Raw genomic sequence first — 11,653 nt, 5'->3', positions numbered from 1 at the left:
TCGATGACCTCTCGATTCGCCCCCGGCGCCCGGCGCGCCGCCCTCACCCTGGCACTGATGCTGGGCCTTGCCGCCCTCGGCACCGGCTGCGCGAGCAGCGGCTCGGCCAGCGGCGGCAGCACGGCATCCACGGGCGGCAGCGGTGTGGAGGTGTTCGGCACCATCGACGCTGGCGTCAGCGGCGTGCGCAACAAGTCGGGCCGCTGAGCGGCGGGACGCCACCCCGCAGATCGGATGGGAAGCGCGCCGAGCCGCGAAGGGGGAAGCGGGCTCAGTCCTCGTACCTTGCCGGGCGCTTTTCCATCCCCGCGCGCACTGCCTCCCTCTGATTCGGGCTACCGATGAGCGCCTGCTGCTCCCGCGCTTCGGCGAGCAGCAGTTCCTCGGGCGTGGCGTGTGCCGTCAGGCGCATCAGCCGCTTGGCGGCGCGGATGGCGCTGGGGCTGCTGGCGGCGATCTGGCGCGCCATGGTCCGGGCCTCGGTCAGCGGATCGGCGCTGACCCGGGTCGCCAGGCCCAGCGCGGCGGCCTCGGTGCCATCGACCACGCGGCCGGTGTAGACCAACTCCCGCAGGTGGTCGCCGCGCACCAGCGGCGCCAGCAACGCGCAGCCCGCCATGTCGGGCACCAGGCCCCACTTGATCTCCAGCACCGACAGGCGCGCATCGGCCGCCACCAGGCGGATGTCCGCGCCCGCTGCCAGCTGCAAACCGCCGCCATAGGCCACGCCGTGCACCGCGGCGATGACGGGCACCGGCAGCTCCTGCCAGCCCCAGCAGACCTGCTGGAAGCGGTTGGCGATGCCATGGGTGCGCGGCAGCAGGTCGGTGAAGCCGCCAGCGGGTTCGCCGCCCGCCATGCCGGCCATGCTGCCCATGTCCAGTCCGGCGCAGAAGGCGCGACCTTCGCCGTGCAGCACCACGGCGCGCAGGCCGGGCTCGGCCTGCAGGCGCGCCAGGGCATCGAGCAGGGCGTCGAACATGGCGGGGTCGAGCGCGTTCATCTTGTCGGGCCGGGCGAGCGCCACCTCTGCCACGCCGCCGTCCACGTCGACCCGCACACGGGTGGGGGAAGTCATCGAAAAAAGTCTCCTGTGCAAAGCCCGGCGGCGGGATCTCAGGCCGTGCGCTGGGCGCGGTCGGCCGCGTTGCGCGAGGCGATGGACTCGCGCGCCTTCGCCCAGTCGTCATCGCCCCAGGCGGCCAGGCTGGCGAAGTTGCCGCCGGTGGCCTGATATTGCCCGCCATCGATGGCAATCGTCTGTCCCGTGAGGTACTCGGCCTGTCGGCTCATGAGGAAGACCGCCAGGTTGGCCAGCTCGGGCATGCGACCGGCGCGCTGCATGGGATTGCCCTCGGGCTTGTGCTCGCCGCCCTGTGGATTGAGGCGCGCGCTCATGCCCTCGGTGGGAAAGAGCCCCGGCGCGATGGCGTTGCAGCGGATGCCGCGGTTGCCCCATTCCACCGCCAGCGACTGGGTCATCGCATGCACACCGGACTTGGCCATGGCCGAAGGCACGGTGAAGGCGGAGCCGTTCCACACCCAGGTGGTCAGGATGGACAGCACGCTGCCGCGCTGCCCTGCCGCCAGCCAGCGCCGGCCGCATTCCAGCGTCATGTTGAAGCTGCCGCGCATGACGATGTTGGCCACGGCGTCGAAGGCGCGCATCGACAGGTCCTCGGTGCGGCTGACGAAGTTGCCGGCCGCGTTGTTGACCAGGCCGGTGAGCGGCCCGCCGTCGGCCCAGATGGCGTCGAGCATGGCCTCGATGGCGTCAGGCTGCCGCACGTCGCAGGCATGGCCGGCCGCCTTGCCGCCGTGGGCCGCCATCAGCTCGCGTGCAGTCTCTTCCACCACCGGGCCGCGTCGGCCGCAGAGGTAGACGTCGGCGCCGAGCATCAGGAAGGCCTCGGCCATGACGCGGCCCAAGCCGGTGCCGCCGCCGGTCACGAGGATGCGTTCGCCGGCCAGCAGGCCGGGCTTGTACATGAGGTCGTCGAGGGTCATGGCTTCACGGGTGAGGAAGCGCCGTAGCGCGGTTCGCGCCGCGCCAGGAAGGCGCGCACGCCTTCCTGGAAGTCGGGCGTCTGGGTGCACAGCACCTGGTTGCGGTCTTCGAGGGCCATGGCCGCCTCCAGGCTCGCGGCGTCCACCGCATGGCCCAGGGCGTCCTTGGTGAGGGCCAGGCCCAGCGGCGTGGCGCGCAGCATGTCGGCGCACAGGCTGCGCGCCTCGGCCTCGATCTCGTCCATGGGGCCCACGCGGCTGACCAGGCCCAGTTGCTGCGCACGCGGTGCGTCGATGAAGCGGCCGGTCAGCATGTATTCGGCGGCCACCGAACTGCCGACCATGCGCGGCAGGAAGTAGCTCACGCCCACGTCGCAGGCTGACAGGCCGATGCGGATGAAGGCGGCGTTCATGCGGGCGTCGGGCGTGGCCAAGCGGATGTCCGAGGCCAGCGCCAGCGCGAAGCCGCCGCCGCTGGCCGCGCCCTGCACCAGGCTCACGATGGGCTGCGGGCAGCGCCGCATGGCCACCATGATGTCGCGGATGCCGCGCTGGCGTTGGAGCATCGTGGCGGCGTCGGGCATGCGCTCGAGGTCCACGTCCCGCAGGTCCAGCCCGGCGCAGAAGGCCCGGCCCGCGCCGCGCAGCACCACCACGCGGGCGGAAGACTGCAGCGTCAGGCCCTGGAAGTACTGGCGCAGGGCCAGCACCAGCGTGTCGTCCAGCGCATTCAGGCGTTCGGGCCGGTGCAGCGTGAGCCAGGCGACGCCGGCTTCCTCGCGCACCTGCAGCACATCGTTGGCGGCGGGCGTCGTCATCACAGCGCCCGCGAGATGACTTCCTTCATGATCTCGCTGGTGCCGCCATAGATGCGCTGCACCCGCGCGTCGGCATACATGCGCGTGACCAGGTATTCGTTCATGAAGCCGTAGCCGCCATGCAGCTGCACCAGTTCGTCGAGAACACGACCCTGCGCCTCCGAGCCCCAAAGCTTGGCCATGGAGGCGGTGGCCGTGTCCAGCTCGCCGGCCACGATCTGCTGCACGCAGCGGTCCATGAAGGCACGTCCCACCATGATCTGCGTGGCCACCTCGGCCAGCTTGAACTTGGTGTTCTGCATCTCGGCGATGGGCTTGCCGAAGGCCTTGCGCTCGCGCACATAGTCCAGCGTGGCGGCATAGGCGCCTTCCATGCAGGCCACGGCGCTGACGCCGATGATCAGCCGCTCGTAGGGCAGGTCGCCCATCAGCTGGTAGAAGCCCTGGCCCTCCTGGCCGCCCAGCAGGCCGTCGGCCGGCACCACCACGTTGTCGAAGAAGAGCTCGGAGGTGTCCTGCGCCTTCATGCCCATCTTGTCGAGCACGCGGCCTACGCGGAAGCCTTCGCGCTGCATGCCCGGCGCGTCGTCGCCGGCCGGTGCCGCATCGGTCTCCACGATCAGGATCGAGGTGCCGCGCGCACCCTGCGTGGGGTCGGTCTTGCAGACGACCAGGATCACGCCGGCCAGGAAGCCGTTGGTGATGAAGGTCTTGCTGCCATTGAGCACGTAGTGGTCGCCCTGCCGCTCGGCCCGGGTGCGGATGCCCTGCAGGTCAGAGCCGGCACCGGGCTCGGTCATGGCGATGGCACCGATCAGCTCGCCGCGGGCCATGCGCGGCAGGTACTTGCGCTTCTGCGCCTCGGTGCCGTGATTGAGGAAGTAGTGCGCCACGATGGCGTGCACCGAGTTGCTCATGCCGGAGAGGCCGCGGCGCGCCATCTCCTCGTAGATCACCGCCTCGTGCCGGAAGTCGCCGCCACCGCCGCCGTACTCCTCGGGAATGTCGGTGCACAGCAGGCCCAGCTCACCGGCGCGGCGCCAGAGCTGGTGGCCGACATGACCACGCTTGCGCGCCGCTTCGTCCTGCGGCTGCATCTCGGATTCGATGAAGCGCACCGCAGTGTCGCGCAGCGCCTCCAGCTCCTCGTTGTTCCAGGAGCGCTTCAGGTTCAGGGGCATGTCTGTCTCCTTGTCGGGCGCAGCCGGCAGCGCCGGGCTGCGCGATCGGTCAATTGACGTTGCGGGCGCGGCCGGCCCAGAAGGGTTTGCGCAATTCGAACTTCTGCAGCTTGCCGGCCGCCGACAGCGGCAGCGCGGCGCGGAACTCCACCGAGCGCGGGCACTTGTAGCCGGCGATGTGCGCGCGGCAATGGGCGATCACCTCGGCCTCGTCCAGCGACTGGCCCTCGCGCAGCACCAGCACCGCATGCACCCGCTCGCCCCAGCGCTCGTCGGGCACGCCGATGACGGCGCACATCGACACCTGCGGCAGCTGGGCGATGGCGTTCTCCACCTCGGCCGAATACACGTTCTCGCCGCCGCTGACGATCATGTCCTTGAGCCGGTCGACCACGAAGAGGTAGCCATCGGCATCGAGCCGGCCCATGTCGCCGGTGTGCATCCAGCCGTCACGCAGCGCCGCGGCCGTCTCGGCCGGCTTGTTCCAGTAGCCCTGCATCACCATGGGGCCGCGGGCGGTGATCTCGCCCACCTCGCTGGGCGGCAGCTCACGGCCTTCGCCGTCGACGATGCGCACCTCGGCGATGGGCACCGGCCGGCCGGCGGCGCGCAGCAGGCGCTCGCGCTGCGGGCCGGGGCGGTGCTCCTCGGGGCCGAGGGTGACCACGGTGGGCGCCAGCTCGGTCATGCCGTAGGCCTGGGCGAAGTCGGCGCCGGGCAGGGCAGCCATGGCCTGCGCCAGCAGCGTCGCGTCGATGGGCGCGGCACCGTAGAGCATCAGCTTGAGGCTGGAGAGGTCGAAGTCGGCGAAGCGCGGATGCTCGATCAGCCGCTTGATCATGGTGGGCACCAGGAAGATCTCGTTGGCCCGGTGCGCCTGCACCGCCGCCATGATGGCCACCTCGTCGAAGGCCGGCACGATGACCTGCGGCACCAGCCGCTGCGCCATCAGCAGCGACAGCCCGCAGCCCGCCACATGGAACATGGGCGAGACGACCAGCCCCACCTGCACGCCCACGCGCGGCACCGCGCTGGCATTCGACAGGGCATTGATGTACAGGTTGTCGTGGCCCAGCATCACGCCCTTGGGCCGGCCGGTGGTGCCGCCGGTGTACATGACGGCGGCCAGGTCGGTGCCGCCACGCCGCAGGTCGTCGCGCGGCGCGGCCTCGGCCAGCAGGGCTTCGTAGGCCAGCGCGCCCTCGGGCGGCGCGCCGCGGCCGCAGAAGATCACCGTGCGCAGGCTGCGCGACAGCTGGCGCAACTGCGGCACCAGCGGGGCGAAGGCATCGTCCACGATCAGCACGCGGGTGTCGCAGTCGTCCAGCGAGTACGCGACCTCGTGCGGATTCCAGCGGATGTTGACCGGGTTGACCACCGCGCCCGTCCACCAGCAGCCGTAGAAGTACTCCAGGTAGCGCACCGAGTTGAGGGCCATCATGCCCACGCGGTCGCCCGGCGCCACGCCCAGCGCCGCCAGCGCACCGGCCAGGCGCTCGATGCGGTCGGCGAGCTCGGCCCAGCTGCGACGTTCGTCGCCGCAGATCGCCGCGGTCTCGCCCGCCTTCTCGCGCCGGCCCTTGTGGATGGATTGGGTGAGGGACATCGTCATGGCCGCGCGCTCCGGGGCCGTCAGACCTTCGCGCCCCAGGCGGCCAGCACCTCGTCCAGGCTGGCCGCCTGCGGTGCGGCGGGCTCGGTGGGCGTGCTGCGCGAGAAGCGGGGCGCGGGCGCCGGCTGCACCACGCCATCGACCTCGGTGAAGGTGCCGCGGGCGCGGTTGTGGGCATGTTGCGGCGCCTCGTCCCAGTCCAGCACCGGGGCGAAGCAGGCGTCGGTGCCTTCGAGCAGCGCGCACCATTCGTCGCGGGTGCGGGTGCGGAACACGTCGGCCAGGCGCAGCTTGAGCAGCGGCCAGCGGGCCGGGTCCATCTGGCCGTCGAAGAGCGGATCGTGGATGCCGCAGCGCTCGCGCAGCTCGGCATAGAACTGCGGCTCGATGGCGCCGATGGCCACGTACTTGCCGTCGGCGCAGGCATAGGTGTCGTAGAAGTGGGCGCCGCCGTCGAGCATGTTCTCGCCGCGCTGGTTGCTCCACTGGCCCTTGGCCTTGAAGCCGTACATGAAGGCCGAGAGCAGCGCCGTGCCGTCCGTCATCGCCGCATCGATGACCTGGCCGCGGCCGCTGCGGCCGGCCTCGTGCAGGGCGGCCAGCAGGCCCACGGCCAGCAGCATGCCACCGCCGCCGAAATCGCCCACGTAGTTGAGCGGCGGCACCGGCGCCTCGCCCGCGCGGCCGATGGCATGCAGCGCGCCGCTGATGGCGATGTAGTTGATGTCGTGGCCCGCCGCCTTGGCCAGCGGGCCATGCTGGCCCCAGCCCGTCATGCGGCCGTAGACCAGGCGCGGGTTGCGGGCCAGACAGTCGTCGGGGCCCAGGCCCAGGCGTTCCATCACGCCGGGGCGGAAGCCCTCCACCAGCAGGTCGGCCTTGTCGATGAGGGCCAGCGCCGCCGCCTGGCCGTCGGGGCCGCGCAGGTCGATGGCCACCTGGCGGCGGCTGCGGGTGGTGATGTCCTGCGGATCGGGCGCGACGCCGGGGCGGACGATGCGCAGCACCTCCGCGCCCAGGTCCGCCAGCAGCATGGCGCAGAAGGGGCCGGGGCCCAGGCCGGCGAACTCGACCACCCGGACGCCGTGGAGCGGACCTGCCATCGCGTTGTCTCCTTGTGTGTGCATGGCGCGGGCCGGCCTTGTCGCCGGTCCCTGCCCCGATCATGGCGCAGCCGGCGCCGCAGCCGGAATCGTCGGAACGGACGAAAGTGCCGCGTCGCGCTTCAGGGGGCCGGCAGCAGCGCCGACCAGCGGTCGCGCACCGCCTCGGGCAGCGGCGCCGGCCGGTGCGTGGCGGGATCGATGGCGACCAGCACGGCCTCGCTGTCGGCCTGCAGCGCATCGCCGTCGAACAGGCGGCAGCGCAGCACCACCGAACTGCGGCCGAGCGCCTGCACGCCGGTGCGCAGGCGCCAGGTGACCGGCACGGGCGTGGCGCGGTGCACGCGCAGGGCGATGTGGGCCACCATCACGTCGACGCCGCCCGTGAGCGGAAGCCGGCTGGGATCGGTGCCGCCATCCAGCCACCAGCGGGAGCGACCGTGCTCCAGGTAGCGGGCCAGCGCCACGTCCGACAGCAGTCCTTCGGCGTCGACATCGGCATACCGGGTGGCCAGCAGCTCCTCGATGGCCTGGTTGGCGGGCGCACCGAAGGCCGCATGCACCTGCGCGGGCAAGGGGCGTGGCTGCTCATGCCGGCGCAGCTGCTGCACGAGCGCCGCGGGCAGCGGCACGCGCTCGCCGTCCTGCCAGGCCGCCAGCTCGGTGTGCTGCAGGCCGATGCAGCGGGCCTGCTGGAAGAGGGCGGTGGCGATGTGGGCCGCCTCGGCATCGACGCACAGCAGCGCCACGCCAGCCTCCAACGATGCGGGATAGGCGCCCTCGGCCAGGAAGTCCGTCCACAGCCCGGCGGGTCGCAGGCGCAGGCCATCGCCCGCGGCCCGCGGCAGCAGCGCATCGAGCCAGCGGATGCGCGCCTCGATGTGCAGGCCGATCACCGCCGCGTTGTTCAGGTGCCGCAGCAGGTCCAGGTCGGCATGGCGCGGTGCCAGGGCCGTGTGCCAGCCGTAGGCCTCGCGCGACTGGCGCCAGGCCTGCCGGCGCATGGCTTCGTTAGGAGCAGCGGCAGCAGCACCGCTCATGCCGTGGGCAGCTGGTAGTCGCGGTACTGCTCGCGCAGCCGCGTCTTGAGCAGCTTGCCCGTGGCGGTGTGGGGCAGCTCGGGCACCACCACCACGTCGTCGGGCAGCCACCACTTGGCGATGCGGGTCGACAGGAAGTCGAGCACCGATTCCTTGGTGGGCTGATGGCCCGCGCGCGGCACCACCAGCAGCAGCGGACGCTCCTGCCACTTGGGATGGGCCACACCGATGATGGCCGCCTCCGCCACGCCCGGATGGCCCATGGCCGCGTTCTCGACGTCGATGGACGAGATCCACTCGCCGCCGGACTTGATCACGTCCTTGGCGCGGTCCACCAGCTGCAGGTAGCCGTCGGTGTCGATGGTGGCGACGTCGCCGGTGCTGAAGTAGCCCTCGTCGTCCATGGGCGAGCCGCCCTCGCCCTTGAAGTAGCCCGAGGCGATCCACGGGCCCCGCACGCGCAGGTGGCCGCGCGACTGGCCGTCCCAGGGCTGCACCTCGCCGGCATCGTCCACCAGCTTGAGGTCCACACCCCACACGCCGCGACCCTGCTTGAGCTTGACCTTGACCAGTTCGTCCTCGGCCATGGCGTCGTGCTTGGGCAGCAGCTTGCTGATGACGCCGATGGGGCTGGTCTCGGTCATGCCCCAGCCCTGCACCACCTGCGCGCCGAACTGCTTCTCGAAGCGCTCCAGCATGGCGCGCGGCACGGCGGCGCCGCCGATGCCGATCATCTTGACGCCGAGCGCGCGCGGGTCGATCTCCGGGTGCGCGTCCAGGTACTGGAAGAGCATCAGCCACACCGTGGGCACGCCCTGCGAGAAGGTGACCCGCTCGTCCTTCATCAGCGTGTAGACGCTTTCGCCGTCCATGTGCGGCCCCGGAAAGACCAGCCGCGTACCCACCATCGCCGCCGCATAGGGCGTGCCCCAGCCGTTGGCATGGAACATGGGCACGATCAGCATCACCGTCTCGCGCGAGCTGATGCCGAAGGTATCGGGCGCCAGCTCCATCATCGTGTGCAGCATGGTCGAGCGGTGCGAATAGAGCACACCCTTGGGATTGCCGGTGGTGCCGGACGTGTAGCAGAGCGAAGAGGCGGTGCGCTCGTCGAAGTCGGGCCAGTCGTACTGCTCGCTCTGGGCGGCGAGCAGCTCGTCCCAGCAGCGCAGGTCGGGCAGGTCCAGCGCGGGCATGTGCTCGCGCGAGCTCATGCAGACGTAGGTCTTCACCGTCTTGAGCTTCGGCGCCAGCTTCTGCACCAGCGGCGCGAAGGTCACGTCGAAGAACAGCACGCGGTCTTCGGCATGGTTGGCGATGTATTCGATCTGCTCCGGAAAGAGCCGGGGGTTGACGGTGTGCAGCACGGCGCCCGTGCCCGAGACGCCGAAGTACAGCGCCAGATGGCGCCAGCTGTTCCAGGCCAGCGTGGCCACGCGCTCGCCGCGCTGGATGCCCAGCGACTGCAGCGCGTTGGCGATGCGGCAGGCGGCATTGCGCACGCCCAGCCAGTCGGTGCGGTGCGTGCCGCCCTCGGGCAGGCGCGAGACGATCTCGGTGCGCGGATGGAAGCGCGCGGCATGCTCGATGAGCGACGAGATCAGCAGCGGGCGGTCCTGCATCAGGCCGAAGAGGGGTTCGGACATGGCGGTGTCTCCTGGATGCGGTTGGGGTGCGGTGGCGTCAGCTGCCGAGCAGCTCGCCGAAGGGCACGTAGCGCGTGCCATCGAAGCGCACGGGCTGCATCTTCTTGATGGGGAAGAAGTCGTCGGCGCCGGTGCTGAGCGTGATGCCCGGGTAGAGCATGGGCAGGGCCATCTTCAGGCTCGCGGCCTGCTTCATGACGTTGGCGCGGGTCAGGTCGTCGCCGCAGCGGCGCAGCACCTCGGCCAGCGTCTGGGCCTGCGAGTAGCCGATGACGTTGAGCGAGTCGTTCGGGTCGCCCGCCGGGTAGTACTGCTTCATGAAGGCCAGGTAGTCGGCCAGCTCGCGCGTGCCCTGGTTGCTCGGGTCCGAGGGCTCGCGCAGGTAGGTGGCGGTGATGATGCCCTGCGCGTTGTCGGCACCGGCCGGCTTGATGACGGAGCTGATCGACAGCGACACGCTCACCAGGTAGTGGGCCGGCTTCCAGCCGATGTCGGCCGCCTTGCGGATGGATTGGGCCGCGAACTTGGGCGTGGTGATGTTGATGAAGGTGTCGGCGCCCGAGCCCTTGAGCGCGACCATCTGGCTGTCCACCGTTGGGTCGGTCACCTCGTAGGTCTGCTGGTTCACCACGAACTGCTTGGCCTTGTCGCCGAAACCGTCCATCACGCCCTTGAGGTAGTCCTTCCCGAAGTCGTCGTTCTGCATCAGGATGCCGACCTTGGCATTGGGCCGGTTGGCCATGATGTGGCGCGCGAAGAGCGCGCCTTCGAGCTGGTAGGTGGGCTGCCAGCCCATGGTCCACGGAAAGGTCTTGGGGTCGCCCCAGCGCGTGGCGCCGGTGGAGACGAACAGCTGCGGCACCTTGCGCTGGTTCATGTAGCGCTGCACGGCCTGGTTGTGCGAGGTGCCCAGTGCGCCGAACATCAGCAGCACGCCGTCGCGCTCGACCAGTTTGCGGGTCTGCTCCACGCTCTGCGCCGGGTTGTAGGCATCGTCGGCCGACAGGTAGCTGATCTTGCGGCCATTGATGCCGCCCTCGGCATTGAGCTTGGCGAAGTAGGCCGCATGGGTCTTGCCGATGGTGCCGTAGGCCGAGGCCGGGCCGGAGTAGGGCACGAAGTTGCCGACCTTGATCTCGCTGTCGCTGGCGCCGGTGTCGTACTTCTTCTGGGCCTGCGCGGCAGGCGCCAGGGCCAGCAGCGAGAAGGTGGCAAGCGCGGCCCCCAGGCCGCGTGCGATGGAAAGGCGCATGGTTGTCTCCTGGTTGTCGTCGGCCCGTTCTGTGTGGTGTGGGCCTTGGTGCGGGGTCGCGAGGCGATGGTAGGAATCGCCTCTGCCGGTGCCCATCGTCGGTTCCGACGATTGGGCCGATGCCTTCGCAGTCAGCGTGCGCTGCGGGGCGGAAACACGGGCTCGCGCTTCTGCACGAAGGCACGCACGCCTTCGGCGAAGGCGGCGCCGTCGATCAGTTCGCGCTGGCGCTCGGCCTCGTAGTGCAGCTGGTCGGCCAGGCTGCCGGTGGCGGCGGCGTCGAGGGCGTGCCGCGCCTCCATCGCGGCATGGGCGGGCAGGCGGGCCAGGCGGCGGGCGAGGGCGAGCGCCTCGTCCTGCAGCGCGGCGTCGTCCGCGCAGCCCCACACCAGGCCCCAGTCCAGCGCCTGCTGGGCCGACAGGCGCTCGCCCAGCAGCGCCAGGCCCATGGCCCGTGCGCGGCCCAGCCGGCGTTCGATGAACCACGTGGTGCCCAGGTCGGGCACGATGCCCAGCCGCGGCAGGAAGGGCAGGAAGAAGTAGGCCGAGCGGGCCATGAGCGTGAAGTCGCCCGCCAGCGCCAGGCCAGCACCAGCACCCGCCGCCGCGCCATTGACGGCGCAGACCACCGGCATGGGCAGGGCCTGCAGGTCGAGGATGAGCCGGTTGGACAGCGCATGCATGGTGTCCGCCGTGTGCGCGCCCAGCGAGCGCCCATCGCCGGCCGGCACGCCGCCCATGGACTGCAGATCGGCGCCCACGCAGAAGCCCTTGCCCTCACCGGTGAGCACCAGGGCGCGCACGCCGGCATCGGCGGCCAGCTCGGCCAGCCGCGCACGCAACTGCTGCTGCAGGCCGATGCCCAGCGGGTTGAGGCGGGCGGTGTTGCACAGCGTGAGCACCGCCACCTCGTCGTGGCGATGCAGGCGGAGCACGGTGTCGGTGTCGGCGGTCATGCGGTTTCCTTGGGCGTTGAAGGTCGAGGCGTAACAGG

General features: G+C 70.9%; 11 protein-coding genes. 1 reads left to right on the top strand and 10 read right to left on the bottom strand.

All coding sequences use genetic code 11. The annotated features are described in order from the left end of the window. Positions 1-3 precede the first annotated feature (3 nt). Positions 4-207, top strand: coding sequence for a hypothetical protein (locus KBC94_RS03355; RefSeq protein ID WP_294366305.1), 204 nt, complete (start codon positions 4-6; stop codon positions 205-207). Positions 208-271: 64 nt separating this feature from the next. On the opposite strand, the gene KBC94_RS03350 is transcribed toward KBC94_RS03355, so the two are convergent. The 10 genes from KBC94_RS03350 to KBC94_RS03305 all read right to left on the bottom strand — a co-directional run bounded on the left by KBC94_RS03350 (position 272) and on the right by KBC94_RS03305 (position 11,615). Beyond that, a complete protein-coding gene (locus KBC94_RS03350; RefSeq protein ID WP_294366303.1) occupies positions 272-1,078 on the bottom strand; it encodes a crotonase/enoyl-CoA hydratase family protein in 807 nt (268 codons plus the stop codon). A 38-nt stretch (positions 1,079-1,116) separates the two neighbouring features. After that, a complete protein-coding gene (locus KBC94_RS03345) occupies positions 1,117-2,007 on the bottom strand; it encodes an SDR family oxidoreductase (protein WP_294366301.1) in 891 nt (296 codons plus the stop codon). Beyond that, positions 2,004-2,825 carry an enoyl-CoA hydratase-related protein gene (locus tag KBC94_RS03340; RefSeq protein ID WP_294366299.1) on the bottom strand — a complete coding sequence of 274 codons (822 nt, stop codon included), beginning with the start codon at positions 2,823-2,825 and terminating at the stop codon, positions 2,004-2,006. Before KBC94_RS03340 ends, KBC94_RS03345 begins: the two co-directional genes overlap by 4 nt. After that, on the bottom strand, positions 2,825-4,006 hold the full coding sequence (locus KBC94_RS03335; RefSeq protein ID WP_294366297.1) for an acyl-CoA dehydrogenase family protein: 1,182 nt from the start codon (positions 4,004-4,006) through the stop codon (positions 2,825-2,827). The genes KBC94_RS03340 and KBC94_RS03335 overlap by 1 nt, the downstream gene beginning before the upstream one ends. Positions 4,007-4,055: 49 nt before the next feature. After that, a complete protein-coding gene (locus KBC94_RS03330) occupies positions 4,056-5,618 on the bottom strand; it encodes a long-chain fatty acid--CoA ligase (protein WP_294366296.1) in 1,563 nt (520 codons plus the stop codon). Between the two features lie 20 nt (positions 5,619-5,638). Continuing rightward, on the bottom strand, positions 5,639-6,721 hold the full coding sequence (locus KBC94_RS03325) for a CaiB/BaiF CoA-transferase family protein (protein WP_294366294.1): 1,083 nt from the start codon (positions 6,719-6,721) through the stop codon (positions 5,639-5,641). A 122-nt stretch (positions 6,722-6,843) separates the two neighbouring features. Further along, positions 6,844-7,761, bottom strand: coding sequence for a thioesterase family protein (locus KBC94_RS03320; protein WP_294366293.1), 918 nt, complete (start codon positions 7,759-7,761; stop codon positions 6,844-6,846). Then, complete coding sequence (locus KBC94_RS03315; RefSeq protein WP_294366291.1) at positions 7,758-9,407, bottom strand: long-chain-fatty-acid--CoA ligase; 1,650 nt, start codon at positions 9,405-9,407, stop codon at positions 7,758-7,760. The genes KBC94_RS03320 and KBC94_RS03315 overlap by 4 nt, the downstream gene beginning before the upstream one ends. A gap of 37 nt (positions 9,408-9,444) precedes the next feature. Then, positions 9,445-10,659: an ABC transporter substrate-binding protein gene (locus KBC94_RS03310; RefSeq protein ID WP_294366289.1), complete on the bottom strand. Its 1,215-nt coding sequence runs from the start codon at positions 10,657-10,659 to the stop codon at positions 9,445-9,447. A gap of 131 nt (positions 10,660-10,790) precedes the next feature. Continuing rightward, positions 10,791-11,615, bottom strand: a complete 825-nt coding sequence (locus KBC94_RS03305; RefSeq protein WP_294366287.1) for an enoyl-CoA hydratase-related protein — start codon at positions 11,613-11,615, stop codon at positions 10,791-10,793. Between the last annotated feature and the right edge of the window lie 38 nt (positions 11,616-11,653).

The organism is Pseudacidovorax sp. (genome assembly GCF_017991995.1).
Classification (GTDB): domain Bacteria; phylum Pseudomonadota; class Gammaproteobacteria; order Burkholderiales; family Burkholderiaceae_C; genus Xenophilus.
This window is presented reverse-complemented; position numbering and strand designations above follow the sequence as displayed.